The sequence below is a fragment of the Dyadobacter sp. CY323 genome (assembly GCF_021390245.1).
Lineage (GTDB): Bacteria > Bacteroidota > Bacteroidia > Cytophagales > Spirosomataceae > Dyadobacter.
Map to the genome: position 1 here is coordinate 1 of NZ_JAJUXH010000003.1, position 17,376 is coordinate 17,376.

The 17,376-nt window shown below is 43.1% G+C and carries 15 protein-coding genes and 1 tRNA gene; 11 read left to right on the forward strand and 5 right to left on the reverse strand.

The genetic code is table 11. The features are described from left to right. Nucleotides 1-516: 516 nt before the first annotated feature. From LZG72_RS06115 to LZG72_RS06135, 5 genes are all read right to left on the reverse strand, one after another. Entirely contained in the window at nt 517-759 is a 243-nt protein-coding gene (locus tag LZG72_RS06115) for a hypothetical protein (protein ID WP_233868911.1), read from the reverse strand. A 121-nt stretch (nt 760-880) separates the two neighbouring features. Further along, nucleotides 881-954, reverse strand: a tRNA-Asn gene (locus tag LZG72_RS06120). Nucleotides 955-1,038: 84 nt separating this feature from the next. Then, nucleotides 1,039-1,320, reverse strand: coding sequence for a hypothetical protein (locus LZG72_RS06125; protein ID WP_233868913.1), 282 nt, complete (start codon nt 1,318-1,320; stop codon nt 1,039-1,041). A gap of 22 nt (nt 1,321-1,342) precedes the next feature. Next, entirely contained in the window at nt 1,343-1,963 is a 621-nt protein-coding gene (gene rsmG, locus LZG72_RS06130) for a 16S rRNA (guanine(527)-N(7))-methyltransferase RsmG (protein WP_233868915.1), read from the reverse strand. Further along, nucleotides 1,954-3,084, reverse strand: a complete 1,131-nt coding sequence (locus LZG72_RS06135; protein WP_233868917.1) for a glycosyltransferase — start codon at nt 3,082-3,084, stop codon at nt 1,954-1,956. The genes rsmG and LZG72_RS06135 overlap by 10 nt, the downstream gene beginning before the upstream one ends. 110 nt (nt 3,085-3,194) lie before the next feature. Between LZG72_RS06135 and tgt the strand changes: the two genes are divergently transcribed. From tgt to LZG72_RS06190, 11 genes are all read left to right on the forward strand, one after another. Next, nucleotides 3,195-4,328 carry a tRNA guanosine(34) transglycosylase Tgt gene (gene tgt, locus LZG72_RS06140; RefSeq protein WP_233868919.1) on the forward strand — a complete coding sequence of 378 codons (1,134 nt, stop codon included), beginning with the start codon at nt 3,195-3,197 and terminating at the stop codon, nt 4,326-4,328. A gap of 223 nt (nt 4,329-4,551) precedes the next feature. Then, nucleotides 4,552-6,006, forward strand: a complete 1,455-nt coding sequence (locus tag LZG72_RS06145; protein WP_233868922.1) for an OmpA family protein — start codon at nt 4,552-4,554, stop codon at nt 6,004-6,006. Nucleotides 6,007-6,118: 112 nt separating this feature from the next. Next, nucleotides 6,119-7,222: a UDP-galactopyranose mutase gene (gene glf, locus LZG72_RS06150; protein WP_233868925.1), complete on the forward strand. Its 1,104-nt coding sequence runs from the start codon at nt 6,119-6,121 to the stop codon at nt 7,220-7,222. A gap of 139 nt (nt 7,223-7,361) precedes the next feature. Then, nucleotides 7,362-9,689: a tyrosine-protein kinase gene (locus LZG72_RS06155; protein ID WP_233868928.1), complete on the forward strand. Its 2,328-nt coding sequence runs from the start codon at nt 7,362-7,364 to the stop codon at nt 9,687-9,689. Between the two features lie 8 nt (nt 9,690-9,697). Beyond that, nucleotides 9,698-10,699 (forward strand): N-acetylneuraminate synthase family protein, encoded by a 1,002-nt coding sequence (locus LZG72_RS06160; protein WP_233868931.1) that lies wholly within the window; start codon nt 9,698-9,700, stop codon nt 10,697-10,699. Nucleotide 10,700: 1 nt separating this feature from the next. Next, nucleotides 10,701-11,852: a UDP-N-acetylglucosamine 2-epimerase gene (gene neuC, locus LZG72_RS06165; protein ID WP_233868934.1), complete on the forward strand. Its 1,152-nt coding sequence runs from the start codon at nt 10,701-10,703 to the stop codon at nt 11,850-11,852. Further along, complete coding sequence (locus LZG72_RS06170; protein ID WP_233868935.1) at nt 11,852-12,550, forward strand: cytidylyltransferase domain-containing protein; 699 nt, start codon at nt 11,852-11,854, stop codon at nt 12,548-12,550. The genes neuC and LZG72_RS06170 overlap by 1 nt, the downstream gene beginning before the upstream one ends. A gap of 32 nt (nt 12,551-12,582) precedes the next feature. Continuing rightward, nucleotides 12,583-13,911 (forward strand): CDP-glycerol glycerophosphotransferase family protein, encoded by a 1,329-nt coding sequence (locus tag LZG72_RS06175; protein WP_233868937.1) that lies wholly within the window; start codon nt 12,583-12,585, stop codon nt 13,909-13,911. Next, nucleotides 13,899-15,302, forward strand: a complete 1,404-nt coding sequence (locus LZG72_RS06180) for an O-antigen ligase family protein (RefSeq protein ID WP_233868939.1) — start codon at nt 13,899-13,901, stop codon at nt 15,300-15,302. Before LZG72_RS06175 ends, LZG72_RS06180 begins: the two co-directional genes overlap by 13 nt. Then, on the forward strand, nt 15,292-16,269 hold the full coding sequence (locus tag LZG72_RS06185) for a hypothetical protein (RefSeq protein WP_233868940.1): 978 nt from the start codon (nt 15,292-15,294) through the stop codon (nt 16,267-16,269). Before LZG72_RS06180 ends, LZG72_RS06185 begins: the two co-directional genes overlap by 11 nt. Before the next feature lie 353 nt (nt 16,270-16,622). Continuing rightward, a complete protein-coding gene (locus tag LZG72_RS06190) occupies nt 16,623-17,375 on the forward strand; it encodes a TerC family protein (protein WP_233868942.1) in 753 nt (250 codons plus the stop codon). Nucleotide 17,376: the final 1 nt, after the last annotated feature.

The window sequence follows — 17,376 nt, forward strand, 5'->3', positions numbered from 1 at the left end:
ACAGGCCTCATCTTAGTCTCAAAATGATGACCCCGAATGCAGTACATAAAAAAGCCTTGGAGAAACACCCCAAGGCCTAAACTCAATCTAAAACCGTCAACTTATTTTAGGACGCGACAGTTAAAATGATTTCTATAAATTTCTGTTGAGTTTGATAGATTGATATACCGTAGAAAGAACGATTTATCAGCATCGATTTGCAATGATACTTTTTCCAAAAAGCGAAAGGCTTCAAAAAAATAAACGAGCGTGCATTGAAAGGTTATACGCCTTCGAGATAATTCCGATTTAGGATGTCGACAAACGTATTCATTTTATTTTTTGGAAATTGTAGAGTAAACCCCATATTTAATTAACGGTAAATTAGTTGAGTGATGATCAATTAATTAAATTTTATCGCTCCGTTAGATAAGTGGGATTTTCATTCGGCTTTGACTTACATATTCTTATAGTCATCAAAGTAAGTTTGTGCCGGCGTTAAACCTCGGTGATCCAGCTTTACTGATCATTGCCATATTAGCCCCTGACTGCAACCTGATCGTCCTGAATGAATGCTGGGCTGCATAGGTTGTAGGTTCCTCTCATTCCAAGACGCCGCGCAATCTTTGCCATATTCTTGTTTGCGAGGCAAATGAATTGCTGAATGGCTTTACGGATCCTTGATTGGCCCTCTTTTACTTGTGAGATAATAGAAAGCTCCGTCACGACAGCCGCTATTGTCCCAAAAAACAGGGTGGTGGCAATCGTTGTTTGCTTCATAATCTTCCATTTTTAAAGATTTCTCCGCTTACGGCTCGTAGGTTTAATTGCCACATAACAAAAAAAGCACCTAGCAAATTAATGCTAGATGCTTTCGGAGCGGCGAACCGCATTCTCAGGGCTCCCGAAGTTGGGCTCGAACCAACGACCCTCTGATTAACAGTCAGATGCTCTAACCGGCTGAGCTATTCAGGAATCTTAATCCGGTTGTTTACTCGAATTCTGGTGCAAATCTAAGAATTCAACTTATACAGCGCAAGAATAAGCGTTAAAAAAATCTCACGACTGCACCCTTTGCAAGATTAACTCCTTGACTTTCTTGGCATCTCCCTTTGTAAAATTATTGATAATAATTTCCGGGCGCATTCTCGGGATCACCCGAATCGTCGAAAAAAACATGCCGGTATCTACTTCCACCCCCGAAATGTCGGAATAAAATACAAAGTTGTCAGTACTTCTGAAAAGCTTGCTGACCTTGAATGTCACGCCTTTTTCTCCGAAAGTAACTTCATCAGGAAAAAATGGATTCATTAAACCGCTGGCGCTATAACGTTCGCTCATAAGGATAGGTAATTTTAAATTTTCACAAAGGTACGTATACGACCTTTTTGGTCTCAAAGAATTCTTCGTTAAAATAGCCCGAAAGCTCGTAAATACGTGATTTTTGGTTCAACTCGGCAAGTTCCTCACCCAGGTCACCACCTTTAAGATATAAAATACCATTCCTGAGTTCGTGAAAGGAATTACGGCTGATGTTTTTTTTCACCCAGCCCACGAACGGTGTTATGCGGGTCACGGCCCGGCTCACAACAAATTCGTAGCTGTCATCCAGTCTTTCCGCGCGGATCTGCTCCGCTTTTACATTGTCCAGTTTCAATGCCGCTGCAATTTCCTGTACAACGCGTATTTTTTTACCGATACTATCAACCAAATGAAATTGCGTCTCCGGAAAGAGGATCGCCAGCGGAATCCCGGGAAACCCTCCACCAGTACCTACGTCTAGTACATTCGTACCCGACTTAAATGCCTGGACTTTAGCAATTCCCAGTGAATGCAGTACATGTCTTTCATATAATGTATCAATATCCTGCCTGGAAATCACATTCACGCGTGCATTCCAGTATTGATATAGTTCTTCCATTTCTCCAAACTTGCTGCGTTGCTCGTTGGTGAGGTCTGGGAAATATTTGTTGATTAATTCCATGATTTACGGGGTCTTCTTCTTGTAAATGTCCGTATTCCGAAGACGAAGTAGTATACGAACAAAGCAAAGTCCATTAACAAAAAGCTGAACCATTCTACAGTTTTATCGAGCTTGATGTTGATAATAATTAGTAAAAACCATTGTATGATCCACCTGACGCCGAATAGGATCCCGAGGTACTGAAGAAACAATATATCTCGCGTAACCAGACCAAAGGCTAATGCAGCAATTCCGACCAGCCAAGCGAGAACATGTGTGCCGGAAAGCATTCCCAACAAAAACTTATTCCGCGGCTTGTAATATCTGCTCACGGAAATATGCCGCTGTTTCTGACGAAACCAATCCCGCCAGGTGGTTTTTGGGATGGAGTATACAAAGGAATCTTCTTCTATAGATATGGTTGTATTCGAGCTTGTTGAAACCTCGTTCAGAAAAATATCATCGTCTCCACCGAAGACGTGTTTATGGGTATAAAATCCTTTATTCGCAAAAAACACGGAACGCTTATATAATATATTGCGGCCAACGCCCATATAAGTCATTCCAGCGAGTGCAAAGGACAGATATTGGACAGCGGTATAAAATGTTTCACACCGGATAAACCAATTGAGCAACCCGGCCCGCCTCGCATAGGGTGAAAATCCCAATACGATTTCCTTGTCATCTGCAACCCGCGAGGTCATTGCTGTGATCCAGTGATTTGACGAGGGGCGGCAATCTGCGTCGGTCATTAATGCGATCGGATATTTGGCCTGCTTCATTCCGACCGTTAATGCATATTTTTTGGGGGTAACGTGGTCGAACTGGTCGTTGATGCGGATGTAGCGGATGTGCTTCCATTGCTGGATACTGGCTCTGATAAACTCTTCACTGCCATCGTCAGACCGATCGTCCAGCAGGATTACCTCAAATTCCGGATATTCCTGCGCATCGAGTAGCGGCAGCAATTCCGTCAGGTTTTCTCTCTCGTTCCAGGCACATACAAGTACAGTTACACCGGGCATTGCACTGCCATAATTTGCCCCTTTTCCGTAAAATGCCAGTCTTGTAAAAAAGAACAAATAGTAGAATAACTGAACACACACAAACGCTGCAAGCGCATAGAGTAGATAATCGGCCACAATAGAAGAGAGAAGTAAAATTTTACCATATTATACACAAATATACGGTCATTGTCAGGAATGTTCGAGACCTTCAACCTATTTTTGCGCATCAGCAATTTAAAACTTTAATGAAGTTTACACTACAAACTGAGGATCCCCAATCGAAGGCACGGGCAGGGTTTATAGAAACGGACCACGGGATTATTCAGACGCCGATATTCATGCCTGTGGGCACCGCAGGAACCGTAAAAGCGGTACATCAGCGCGAACTAAAAGACGATATTAAAGCTCAGATCATCCTGGGGAATACCTATCACCTGTATCTGCGTCCCGGTATGGACATTATGAAAAGAGCCGGTGGGTTACATGCCTTCAATGGCTGGGACCGACCAATACTGACAGACAGCGGCGGTTACCAGGTATATTCACTCGCCGGGACGGGCAGGAAGATAAATGAAGAAGGTGTGGTATTTAAGTCACACATTGACGGTGGGGTACACACTTTCACGCCGGAAAATGTGATGGATATTCAGCGTACAATCGGCGCAGACATCATTATGGCATTCGATGAATGCACCCCCTACCCATGCGATTTTACCTACGCGAGAAAATCCATGGAGATGACCCATCGCTGGCTGACCCGCTGCTGTGACAGGTTTGATAGTACGGAGCCGATTTACGGCCACAGCCAGACCCTTTTCCCGATTGTCCAGGGCAGTGTCTATAAAGATTTGAGAAAGCAATCCGCTGAGTTTGTTGCCTCTTGCAACCGGGAAGGCAATGCAATCGGTGGCTTATCGGTGGGTGAGCCAGCGGAAATGATGTATGAGCTCACAGAAGTTGTCTGCGATATTTTACCAAAAGACAAGCCACGCTATCTCATGGGTGTTGGAACACCTGCCAACATCCTTGAATGCATAGCGCTGGGTGTCGATATGTTTGACTGTGTAATGCCTACTCGCAATGCCCGTAATGGCATGATTTTTACAACAGAAGGGGTGATCAATATCCGCAATGAAAAATGGAGAGATGATTACTCTCCGATTGATGCCGGACTCGGGGGATATGTTAGTACTTTTTACAGTAAAGCCTATCTGAGACATCTGGTAAAATCGGGAGAAATGCTGGGGGCACAGATTGCCAGCGTTCATAATCTCACTTTTTATTTGTGGCTGGTGAATACCGCCAGGGAAAAAATTATCGAGGGTAGTTTTATATCGTGGAAGCAGGAAATGGAAAAAAAATTAATTCAACGACTTTGAAAGTTCACAAAAGGAAGTTTCTTTCGAGTAAAATTTGAATGATTTCTTAGGAAACTTTCCCATTTGAGTCAACTTCGGTTGATTAAATGATATTGTTAACCTATTTTTGTCGCACTAGGCATTTGGTTATTGTACAATTGGCCATGATCTAAAATATATAACTTTACTCATAATTGACTACCGATCAATCCTAGTTAATCTTAATAACGCTAACTTGAATAGTATGAAAAAAGTATCCCAGTTGATTTGTTCGTTTGCCTTGGGGGCAATGATGGCGCTGCCTTCATTGGCGCAACCACTAGTGCAACCGAATTCTCCGGATTACAATCCCAAAGCAACGTATGATGGTCCTTACAAACTGAACACCTGGTCAGTTTCTGCACATTTCGGCCCATCCATGTTCTTTGGAGATTTGAGAGAATATGATTTCTGGCCTGTTACAAAAACTACTTCTGACAGCCACAAAGAATCCGGAACATTTCAGGGTGGTTTGACTGTCAATAAGCAACTTTCATACTGGTTCGGAACTCGCCTTGATGCATCCGTAGGTGGATTAAGAGGTATGAAGCGTCGTATGTACAACCGTTATTTTGAGGGTAACTACTTTGATGTTTCGCTTGCAGGAACTGTGAACCTGAAAGGTCTTTTAATGGGGCCTAATAAAATGAAACGCTGGAAAGTAGACGCGTATGTTGGTGTAGGTCAGGTGTTTTATGACGCTACTGCATACGATCTTACAGGTGGCGTAAAACTTCGTGAAACGGGCAAAATGAATGATTGGATTATTCCAACAGGATTGAACGTGAATTATGAAGTAACCAAAAGAATTGACATCGGTCTTGACTTCCGTTTGAACCATACAAACTCTGACTATCTGGATGCTACTTACGGTGGTGACTACGACAGAACTCCAAACAGTTTTGTTATCGAAGATCAGAAAACTTCACGTAAGGGAAATTCTGAACTTGACAGCTACGGATACGGATCTGTTCAGGTGACATACAAATTGGGTAAAAACCCATTGAAAGTTGCGAAAGTAGATGGCAAATGGGATTACAAACCTGACGAGGGTGGTTATTATCACCTGCGTTACACAGATCCTAAAGTGTTGATCAAACCACCGAAAATCCTTACTCTTGAAGAAATGGATTCTGTGGCAAAAGCTAACCGTCCAAAAGATATCGACCCAAGATTGCTTCTTGATACAGATGGTGACGGTGTTTCTGACTTCTTCGATAAAGAACCTAATTCACCAGCAGGAAGTGTAGTTGACGGTAGCGGTCGCGTTCTTGATTTTGATTCTTACGTTAAAAATGCACTTGCATCCGGAGCAGCTTGCAGCGAGATCTTTGCTAACGTAACCTTCGATACGGATAAAAATACGCTCAAACCTGAGGCACAAGAAATGCTTAAAAATGTTGCGATGCTGATGAACAAAAACGGTTGCCGTCTGCAACTTGCAGGTCACACGGATCGTCGCGCTTCTGATCGTTACAACATCGCACTTTCTAAACGTCGTGTTGATGCAGTTAAAAACTTCCTGATCAACGAAGCAGGATTGTCTGACCCAAGCAAAGTGATCGTTGATTACTTCGGTTCATTCAAACCAATCGCTGACAGTGCGAAACGTGAAGGTCTTCAGAAAAACCGTCGCGTAGAATTGAAACTTCTTCCATAGTAACTGGAAAGCTTATAAAAAGAAAGGCTCCCTCACAGGAGCCTTTCTTTTTATAGACCCGGTAAATCCGTATTCAACAGTATCCATTTCACACATATTAAAAAACCAGTTAATGAAAGATTACGATTACCTTATTGTAGGCGCCGGATTATGGGGTTCAGTTTTTGCTCACGAAGCAACTAAAAAAGGAAAAAAATGCCTCGTTATCGACCGCAGGGAACATACTGGTGGTAATGTTTACTGCGAAAATGTGGAGGGTATCAATGTGCACAAATACGGCGCGCACATTTTCCATACGAATGACAAAGACATCTGGGATTATGTAAATTCGTTCGTCGAGTTCAATCGTTACACCAATTCCCCGGTAGCGAATTTTAATGGCGAACTGTATAATCTGCCTTTTAATATGAACACCTTTTACCAGTTGTGGAAGGTGCGTACCCCCGAAGAAGCAAAAGAAAAAATCCGGCAGCAAGTAGAAGAAGCTGGCATTAAGGATCCACAAAACCTTGAAGAACAAGCTATTTCACTTGTTGGGACGGATATTTACGAAAAGCTGATCAAAGCTTATACAGAGAAACAGTGGGGAAGAAAAGCGACTGAACTACCGGCATTTATTATCAAACGCTTGCCGGTTCGGTTTACATTCGACAATAATTATTTTAATGACAAATACCAGGGCATTCCAATTGGCGGTTACAACAAGCTGATCGAAGGCCTTTTGGATGGTGTGGAAGTCAGACTGGGTGTGGACTTCTTTAAAGATCGGGAGGCTTTAAGTGAGCTTGCAGATACCGTGGTTTACACCGGCCCCATTGACGAGTATTTCGAATTCCGTTTCGGACAATTGGAATACCGCGGATTACGGTTTGAAAATCAATTACTTGACCAGGAAAATTACCAGGGTAATGCGGTTGTGAACTACACAGATGGCGAGACTCCATTTACCCGGATCATCGAGCATAAACATTTTGAATTTGGGACACAACCCAAAACGGTGATTACCCACGAATATCCTGAGGAGTGGGTAAAAGGTGCAGAACCATATTACCCGGTAAACGACGACAAGAATACCGCAGTCTTCAATCAATATAAAGCTCTGGCAGAACAAGAAGAAAATGTGATCTTCGGTGGCCGGCTTGCCGAGTACCGATATTACGATATGCACCAGGTTGTAGCCTCGGCATTAAAAAAAGTAAAAGTACATTTCGCTTAAAAAGCCTGCATACGCATTCCCGACCCTGTTTATCCTTAAAAAGATCAGCAGGGTTTTTTATTTGAAAAAAAGTTTAAAAAAGTGCGTTACTTATTTTGCCTCCTTCCGTCTAAAACATACTACCATTTAAAAGTATGTGATGAACGGACCGAATTTAGAAACAGTCACAAGTCATAACGGGAAAACCGCTCCTCTGAACTTCCCTGTTTTCAGAGAAGTCCTGGCAAATTGGTACTGGTTGTTGACTTCCGTTGTCACCTGTTTCTGCATTGCGACTTTCTTTCTGCGTTACACGACGCCTGAGTATCTCGTTACCGCATCTCTGCTTATCCGGGACGATTCGCGCGGCGCGGAATTCAATGATACTGCATTACTGGAAGATCTGGGACTTTCACCCAATACAACAAGTGTGGACAATGAGTTGGAGATCCTGAAAAGCAGGAAGTTAATGGAAGAGGTAGTGGACGACCTTCAACTTCATATTCGCTATTACGCGACCGGGAGGCTCAAAACGGCCGAAATCTATGACAAGTCCCCCATTCGACTGATCCTACTTGGAAAGTCATCCATCGAACAGCCAGGCATTTATCGTCTTGACATTTTAGATCGCAACCACTATCGGTTATCCAACCACAAGAACCGTTTTAACGGTTGCTTCGATGATACCATTTATTTGCCCGAGGGTCCCGCGATTTTGAAAACCACTCATTACCAAAAGGCTGCAGAAGATCAGTATAGCATTATTATTTCGCCCAGGGACGAAACAGTCAGGGAACTGCAAAAGACTTTTTCGATAACAGCCACCAACAAACTGGCCAGTACAGTTGACCTGTCGGTTACGGAAATACTTCCTGTCAAAGGAGAAGATATTATTGAGAAACTTATCGAGATCTATCTGAAATTCAGTATTAAGGATAAAAACAGGTTAGCCGATAGCACTTTGGCTTTTATCGACGCGAACCTTACCGACGTTTCGAAGGATCTGGCGGAAGTGGAGAGAAATATAGAACGATTCAGAAAAGAAACGCAGCTTGTGAATTCCGAGGAAAGTAGCAGGCTGATGCTCCAGAATGAAAATCGCTATCAACTTGAAAAAGAAGAACAGGTTTTGAGATTGAAGATTGTGGAAGAACTGGAATTGCATTTGAGAGAAAATCCCAATCAACTAGTTCCTTCTGCATTTTTCAGATATGAATTGAGTTTCATTGAACTCGCCCGGAAATACAATGAGGTTCAGCTTTTGCGGGAAAATTCATTAACAACTACGCCGGCTTTTCACCCATTGATGCAATCGCTGGATGTTCAGATTAAAACTTTAAAACGAGATCTGCTGGCAGCTCTCAAGTCTCAGAAACGAGATCTCGAAATCAATCTAAAACTTATCAATCGCCATCAAAATCACGTAAAATCGCGAATTAATAAGATTCCCAGTTTCGACAGGGTATATGTAGACTACTCGCGACAACAGCAAACAAAACAAGAATTATACCTCTTTCTGCTTAAAAAACGGATTGAAACCGCTATTTCAAGATCATCTAATGTCGCAAATGCCAGGGTAATCGATCGTCCCAAAGCCGATACAAATCCGGTAACTCCCAAAAAGCAATTGGTACTCTTGCTTTCCGGATTTATCGGAATGGCATTTCCCATTGCATGGATTTATCTAAAGGATATTCTTAGCAACAGGGTTAAGAGCAAAAGTGAGGTTTTTGCACAAATTAATGCACCGATCTTATCCGAAATCAGTCAGCAGCAAGGTTCCACAAAAACCTTTACATCTAATCCACATAGCATAGTTGCGGAACAGTTTCGGGCACTGAGAACCAATATTCAATTCTTGTCAGGCCCCAAACCGCATCAGATTATATTAGTCACATCGAGTATGGGTGGAGAAGGAAAGTCATTCGTTGCCGCGAATCTCACCTATTCCCTGGCATTGACCGACAAAAAAGTGTTATTGGTTGAGTTGGATTTAAGGAAGCCTACACTTTCAAGACTTCTAAATTTAAGGGATTCAGGCTTTACCGACTTCATCCGGTCAAATCAACCAATATCGGGAGTCATTCAAAGCTGGCAATGCGATCATCCTTTTGATGTGGTGGTCGCGGGCACTATCCCTTCCAACCCTGTTGAATTGCTTTCTTCTCCTAAACTTTCAGATTTCCTGACCCGGCTCCGTCAGCAATATCAGTATATCATTATAGATACTCCGCCGATTGGTCTTGTAGTCGATGCACGCATACTGGGCTGCCACGCTGATCTTTCGCTTTATGTGATCCGTCAAGGCAAAACCTTTCTTCACCAGCTTGAAGATATCAGCCAAATTCATCGCGAAAACCAATTACCCAACCTCAACCTGATTCTGAATGGTAAAGAACGTCTCGGAAGTTATCAATATGACTATGGATATAAGCCAAAACAACGGACCCGGTTCTTTTCCAAAAAATTGACAAAACAAAACTTTTAACAAACCAAATGGACAACATTTACATAATTGGAGAAGTAGGTCAGGCACATGAAGGAAGTATTGCGCTGGCACATTCGTACATCGCAGCTCTGGCCACCACCGGTGTCGACGCCGTTAAGTTTCAAATGCACATCGCGGAAGCTGAAAGCAGCATTCACGAGCCATTTCGACAAACCTTGCCGTATCAGGAAAAGACAAGGTTTGATTATTGGAAAAGAATGGAATTTTCTAAACAACAATGGCTTGAATTAAAGCAGCATTGTGAGTCGAGAAAGCTGGATTTTATCGTTAGTCCGTGCTCGATCGCGGCAGTAAATATCCTGGAAGAAATTGGAATGCTGACTTTTAAAATCGGTTCGGGGGAAGTCGGCAATATATTAATGCTGAACAGAATTGCCCGATCCGCAAAGAATGTGATCCTCTCATCCGGAATGAGTTCGCTTACTGAACTGGACCAGGCCGTAGATATTTTAAAAACAGGCAAATCCGACATTTCCATCCTGCAATGCACTTCCGCATATCCGTCAAGACCGCACCAATGGGGCATTAATCTCATCGCCGAATGGACAGACCGTTATCAGTTACCAGTGGGGTTTTCAGATCATTCGGGTGACATTTTTGCTGCTCTTGCGGCCGCAACTGCGGGGGCGAAGCTTATTGAATTTCATGTCGTGTTTGATAAAAGGATTGCCGGGCCGGATTCCTCATCTTCACTAACGGTAGATCAGGCGATCACATTGGTTACCGGCATTCGCCAGATAGAAATCGCACTTAAAAATCCGGTCACTAAAACAGATAATGAGCATACCGAGAGGTTGAAATGCATTTTTGGAAAATCCCTGGCTGTGAATAAATCCTTAACGAAAGGGCATATACTAACCGAAAGTGACCTGGAATCGAAAAAACCGAAAGGATATGGAATCGCGCCGAGCCAGTATGAGCGCATTCTTGGAAAACCTCTAAGAAATGATCTGGAACAATGGGATTTTCTCACTGAATCACACATATAACATGCGAAAAATTTGCGTAGTCGTCACAGCGAGAGCCACTTACGGGAGAATAAAAACAGTATTGAGTGCCATTCAATCTCATTCTCAGCTGGAATTACAACTGGTGGTCGCAGCCAGTGCATTATCAGACAAGTTTGGCTCGGTGGTCAATTACATCGAAAAAGATGGCTTTGACATTACTTCCCGAATATCCAATCTGATGGAGACGGGACATTCGACATTCGCTGCTAAAACGACGGGTTTAGGGATCATCGAGCTTGCCGGTATTTTCGAGAATATCCGCCCGGACGTAGTAGTCACCGTTGCCGACCGTTTTGAGACCATGGCAACCGCCATTGCTGCAGCGTATATGAACATTCCGCTCGTGCATATCCAGGGTGGAGAGGTTACCGGTAATATCGATGAAAAAGTGAGGCACGCCATAACCAAACTGGCTGATTTCCATTTTGTTGCAACCGCAGCTTCTCGCCAAAGGGTGATCAGGTTAGGTGAATCTGCCGAAAGGATTTTCTTTACCGGCTGCCCGTCCATTGACATTGCCATTAAAATATTGAATAATAAAGACTTACCATTTGATCCTTATGAAATTTACGGAGGTGTGGGACCGAAACCCGATCTTTCTAAACGCTATCTGGTCGTCATGCAACATCCTGTAACAACCGAGTCCGGATCGTCCAAAGATCAGATCGACCAAACGTTGGCTGCGATCCTGGCGATGGATATTCCAACATTATGGTTTTGGCCAAATGCAGATCATGGCACATATGAAACGTCCCACGGCATCCGGGTTTTCCGGGAAATGAATGAGCACGCTCCCATTCATTTCTTCAAAAATATGACGCCCGAACATTTCCTGGTGCTACTGAAACAATGCTCCTGTCTTGTTGGCAACTCCAGCGTGGGAATTCGGGAAGGTGCTTGCCTAGGTGTGCCCGTTGTGAATATTGGAAGCAGACAAAATGGGAGGGAAAAAGGCAGTAATGTGATTGACTGCCGGCCAGCTGCAAACGAAATCACCCAAAGCATTTGGCGCCAGCTTAACCATGGCCGGTACGAACCAGATTTTCTGTATGGAAAGGGAAATTCCGGTTCTAGAATCGCGGACCTGTTGGTAGAAATTCCTCTTTTGTTTGACAAAAAAATCACCTACTAATGGCGGGCTTTCCTATAATTCTGGCCCTCATTCCAGCCAGGGCCGGCTCAAAAGGTGTTCCCGGCAAGAATATGAAGCAGCTGGGCGGGAAACCACTCATTGCCTACACCATAGAATCGGCGCTGCATTCCGAAATGCTCGCCCGGATTGTCGTATCCACAAACTGCATGGAAACCATTCGTTTCGTCAATGGATTTCCGCGCATTGAAACGCCGTTTGTGCGGCCGGATGCCATTTCGCGGGATGAAACGCCCATGCAGGAAGTGGTCTTGCACGCGCTGGAATACTTTGCAGATCAGGGCATTCAGTTTGAATACGTGCTTCTGCTTCAACCCACTACCCCATTCCGGACTGTTGATCTGATTGACCGCGCAATCCAAAAAATCATTGAATCCGAATCGGACAGTCTGGTTACCATTCAAAAAATTCCCGACAAGTATAATCCATATTGGGCTTTTGAGTACCAAAACGATACACTAATAACCCCGGTAATTCCTGATAAACGTCTGACTTCGAGGCGACAAGATCTGCCTGAAACCTACTATCGCGATGGGAGAATCTACATTTCTAAAACCTCGCTGATTAAACAAGGAACCTTTCTGGGCGGGAAGATCTACGGAATGCTTACAAATGAAATCGACATAAACATAGACACACTGGAAGATTGGAAAAAAGCCGAAATGTACGTGAAAGAGTAATTCTAATAGTGATTACTAACAGTTTTGCCGCCATGAACCTGATTCACAGTGGTTTGCTGAAAAGGCTTAGTGAAAAATACCGGATTCATCTGCTTTCGACTTTGATCGGAAAACCAGAAATCCAACAGTTAAACCGATATCACGAAATGAATGTGAATCTGATTGACGCTAAAATAGCGCATGAGCATTTCCTGTTAAAAATACTCCGCCGATGCGAAAAGCTATTGTTTTCCTTTGTTTTCGAGATCGAAACCCAGGAAATCAAATTGCTGTGTAGGAACAAAATGTTTCAAAAAGGGTTTTCCTGCGTGAGAAATGCTCGAATCCTGCGTTTTATTGCTGACATCTCGCTACGATGGTTTAGGAACGCCATTATTCTTTTGTCAAAACGCCTGACTTCCTTGCCGGAACTTGCAGGTTACCATTTCGACGGGGTTATTTCAACCTCACCACTCGACATTCGCGAGAATTGTATTGTTAACTTCCTCGTTACAAACAAAATACGATCAATGGCAATGGTCATTAGTTGGGATAATCTGACTTCGAAAGGGATGATGAACGCCAATCACGAATACGTTTTGGTCTGGAATCAACTCATGGCTGCCGAGTACCACCGGTTCTACAATGCATTCGGTTTCCCGGCGAAAGTCTGCATTACAGGTATTCCCAGATTTGACAGGTACTTCGAAACTTCAAATGATACTCGATCAAAGAAGGATTTTTGTCGCCAATTTCAAATCCCCGAAACACACAAGATCATCCTTTTTGCTACAAGTGCACGAAAGCATTTTCGATCTCAAATGCTCATTGCCAAACACGTAATCGAATATCTTCAATTACATACAGATCTGACGCTCGTTATCCGATGCCACCCCGACGATCCAATCGATGCTTATCAACAGCTGGCGGAGCCAAGAATTCGAATCTGGCATCCTGGAAATCGAACATATCTTAATGCGCGAACTTTTTCCGATTGGCTACCACCATTCGACTTCTTGCATTCACTTCACGAAATGCTTAGAAACTGCGATACATGTATTCAGGTAGCTTCAACGATCCGGCTCGATGCAGCAGCATGTGGCAAACCCATTATCAGCATCGCATATGATGATCCCGAAGACACTCCATACACGGAATCGGTGAGAAGACTTTATGATTATTCACACCAACTCCCTCTCAATCAGCTCCATGTCGATACAATGGTGCACAGGAAGCAGCAGTTGTTTAATGCATTGAATAACGCATTGGCAAGAACCGAGCTCCTGAACAAGCCCCAGGATAAAATCAGGCTTTTTACCCATTTCACCCAGCCAAAGTCAGTAGAAACGGTTCTGAAATACGTGGACGAATGGTTGAAATAGCACTTGAAATGATCCGCAAGCTTCTGATTGCACTGACCCTGGTGGCGGTTTCAGGAATCTTATTCGAGGATTTACTGAGCTTTGGGGAAGGTCCCATTCAAACGAGTGTTGTGCTTTCGTTCTATGTATACTGCTTGTTATCCCTGTTTTACCGGACAAAACACCGGCTATTCCATGTGTTGAGCATTCCCATTCTGACTCAATTTCTCCATTTATTCCAAAAATATTCATTCGCTGCCGGTGCCAATTCGCTGTGGCGGCTGCTTCCATTTGTTTTGCTTGATATTTACTTTCTAAACTTTCTATTCACTAAAAATTTTCGGCTGTCTCCCCGGGAAAAACTTTTCATAACATGCTGGATCGTCTTCAATCTTGGATTTATGATCATTTCACCTAATCTCGAAAATATACTTTTGGGCGGCCCACTCCTGTACCTGGTCACGCTACCGATGTATTTTTTGTATTTGCAAAATGCATTTTCGGCTAAGGATTTCACTTTGGAGATCGAAAAATACTTTTTCCTTTTATACCTGATTCTCGGGGTCGGCACGTTTGGCCTTGTGATTACAGGTGCTGCATATAAAGGCTCAGATAATTTGCTGGTAACGCGTAATATTTCTGACACGAATGTTACAATGGCGTATTTCATTTTGCTATGGCCACTCGCATTACTTTTTGCCCGACGGTGCCAGGCTGCATTACCAATCATCCTGGGACTTGTGGCCATTTTTTCGGGAATCGTCATTTTTTCTTTTTCGAGAGGCGCCGTTTTCATTATCATACCGTACTTGCTAATCTCTATATCCTTGGTTTTCAAGGCAAAGAATATCAGGTGGTTAGCATTTATTTCCTATATTATACTGTTACTTATTCCCGGGTCGGGTATCTCTTTCACCGATTCAACCCTGGCTTATTCCTGGAACCTCAGATTCGGTGATTTTCAGTCGATCAACAACCTTGTTCAGAAGCTGCAACTGGCAAGTGGTCGCGATGAAATACATGCGACTGCCTACCAACTATTTTTGGAAAATCCGGTTTTCGGACATGGAATTGGGAGTTTCGAAATACTGGGGCCCGGGTATCGTGAGGCGCATTCCTTGTGGTACACATTACTTGCAGAACAAGGACTACTGGGTTTGCTTCTCATCTACCCGCTATTTGCATTTCTGGCAATGTGCTTTTTAAAAGCAATTTACGTCGACAAACTGTACCTGGTACTTCTTCTTTCACTTTGCTTTTATCTGCTTTTTATTCATACCGTGGGCTCTGTTTTCGTCATTATTCCCGCCAAAAGCCTCACAATAAACTGCATTGCCCCTATCCTTTTGCTCTGCCTTTATTTTTATTGTAAAAGTGTGACGATAAAAAGCGAACATGAGAATGGCCGCTAGCATTCTGATCCTGGGGAGTATTCCGCCACCCATCGGAGGAGTGACTACGCACGTGAGCAGGTTGCTAGCAAATCTTGGGAAAAGCAATTTTACCAGGTATGCTTTCTGTGATTTACGCAACTCAAATCGTCTTGAAGTTTGCATTAACATATTGAGATACAAAACCATACATCTTCACATCTCCCAGCCTTTCTTACAATTGGGGCTGGCTACCTTCTGCATGTTGGCCGGGAAAAGACTTTTGATCACCTACCATGGGAACTGGGGCCGTTACGGAGCTTTAGGTAACTGGGCAATCAACATTTCAGCGGGATTATGTGCAGTGCCCATTGTGCAGAATGGTGAAAGTTTCAGGAGAGCATGTTTTTGGAATAGAAAAGCGGCACTCATCTCTACACACCTTCCCGCCCCACCAATTTCTGAACTGGCTGACTCCATTCTACATGCATTAATGGATTTTAAGAAAAGTTATAAAACAATTCTTTGCACAAATGCGTGGAACGTCACTTTTGACAAGAACGGAAAGGAAACTTACGGCGTTTTACCAATTATAGAATGCATTGAAAACTTAGTGCAAACTGCACTGATCATATCCGACCCATCGGGACAATATTCCAAATATGCAGCAAAAATGCTCGGAACGTTGCCTGGCAACGTCTTTTTCGTCAGCGAGCCGCACGACTTCCGGAACATCCTGAGTTTGTCGGATGCATTCATTCGCAACACCACGACGGACGGTGTTTCCTTATCTATTCACGAAGCGATGGAGCTGAACGTACCTGTGCTGGCGTCGAATGCGGTCGAGCGGCCGGTGTTCTGCAAAACGTTCGACAAAATAAATCAGGTAAGTTTTGAAAAAGATATTCCTCTGGCCAGGAATTTGCTAGCGTGTGGTCCGCCGGATTTAAAAGCTTGTGACCCGGTAAAACGCTTGATAGAGATTTACTGTGAGCAACTTAGACCGTGATATGGGATTTTATAGGGTGGATAGCAAAAAACAAAGGCATAGAAAAATTTCCATGCCCTGTTTCACACTATACACACACTATATTTTTAATATCTATATCTCGTATCTTGAAGATTTCTTAATCATGTTTCAATACCGCAAAATAACAAACTAAAGTAATTAGAAAAAAACTTTCGTTTGTGAATTTCCAAATTCTAATAAGAAATTAACAGACAATTCTTAAGAACTTTTTGGCACACACTACCCTGACTTTTGATCAGGGCACCAAATTTACGGAAATATTATTTAATTATTGTTCAAAGTCTGATACCTGATTACTTTCGTACATCCAATAAATCCCATTATTTTCATCCATGGAAGCATTTTTTACGGCTGATGCTCTGATAAGCCTGCTTACCCTCACGTTATTGGAAGTCGTTTTAGGAATTGACAATGTCATTTTTATTACGATCGTAGCCGGGAAACTTCCTGAATCACAACGAAAAAAAGGGCAGAATTATGGGTTACTGATCGCGCTTGTTCTTCGGATCGCGCTCCTTTTTGCGATTTCATGGGTTATCGGACTGAAACAAGACCTCATTACACTGTTCGGACAAGGTTTGAGTGGCCGCGATTTAATCCTGTTGTGCGGCGGACTTTTCCTTTTATATAGTTCAACAAAAGAAATCCATCACAAGCTCGAAGGCGAACCAGAAGATCTGCCTTCTGCCAATCTGCCTAAAAAAGGAGCGTTAACATTTCGCAGCGCGCTGGTTCAGATTGCATTGCTTAATATTATCTTTTCTTTCGACTCGGTTTTAACGGCCGTCGGATTAGTAAAAGACATTCCGATTATGATCCTGGCAGTAATCGCATCCACGTTTATTATGATTCTTTTTGCCAGCAAAATCGGTGATTTTGTGAATAATCATCCCTCGATTAAAATTTTAGCGCTGTCGTTTTTGTTAATGATTGGGACCTTGCTGGTAGCAGAAGCATTCCATTACGAGATCCCAAAAGGATATGCCTATTTCGCGATGGCATTTTCGTTCATCGTGGAGCTGCTGAATATGCGTTTGGATAAAAATATAAAGGAACCCGTAAAACTACATGACCAAGTAAGCTGAT

Excerpts from the sequence above, each read along its gene's own strand:
- LZG72_RS06115 (WP_233868911.1), bottom strand. The coding sequence starts at position 759 with ATGAAGCAAACAACGATTGCCACCACCCTGTTTTTTGGGACAATAGCG.
- LZG72_RS06125 (WP_233868913.1), bottom strand. The coding sequence starts at position 1,320 with ATGAGCGAACGTTATAGCGCCAGCGGTTTAATGAATCCATTTTTTCCT.
- rsmG (WP_233868915.1), bottom strand. The coding sequence starts at position 1,963 with ATGGAATTAATCAACAAATATTTCCCAGACCTCACCAACGAGCAACGC.
- tgt (WP_233868919.1), top strand. The coding sequence starts at position 3,195 with ATGAAGTTTACACTACAAACTGAGGATCCCCAATCGAAGGCACGGGCA.
- LZG72_RS06145 (WP_233868922.1), top strand. The coding sequence starts at position 4,552 with ATGAAAAAAGTATCCCAGTTGATTTGTTCGTTTGCCTTGGGGGCAATG.
- glf (WP_233868925.1), top strand. The coding sequence starts at position 6,119 with ATGAAAGATTACGATTACCTTATTGTAGGCGCCGGATTATGGGGTTCA.
- LZG72_RS06155 (WP_233868928.1), top strand. The coding sequence starts at position 7,362 with ATGAACGGACCGAATTTAGAAACAGTCACAAGTCATAACGGGAAAACC.
- LZG72_RS06160 (WP_233868931.1), top strand. The coding sequence starts at position 9,698 with ATGGACAACATTTACATAATTGGAGAAGTAGGTCAGGCACATGAAGGA.
- neuC (WP_233868934.1), top strand. The coding sequence starts at position 10,701 with ATGCGAAAAATTTGCGTAGTCGTCACAGCGAGAGCCACTTACGGGAGA.
- LZG72_RS06170 (WP_233868935.1), top strand. The coding sequence starts at position 11,852 with ATGGCGGGCTTTCCTATAATTCTGGCCCTCATTCCAGCCAGGGCCGGC.
- LZG72_RS06175 (WP_233868937.1), top strand. The coding sequence starts at position 12,583 with ATGAACCTGATTCACAGTGGTTTGCTGAAAAGGCTTAGTGAAAAATAC.
- LZG72_RS06180 (WP_233868939.1), top strand. The coding sequence starts at position 13,899 with ATGGTTGAAATAGCACTTGAAATGATCCGCAAGCTTCTGATTGCACTG.
- LZG72_RS06185 (WP_233868940.1), top strand. The coding sequence starts at position 15,292 with ATGGCCGCTAGCATTCTGATCCTGGGGAGTATTCCGCCACCCATCGGA.
- LZG72_RS06190 (WP_233868942.1), top strand. The coding sequence starts at position 16,623 with ATGGAAGCATTTTTTACGGCTGATGCTCTGATAAGCCTGCTTACCCTC.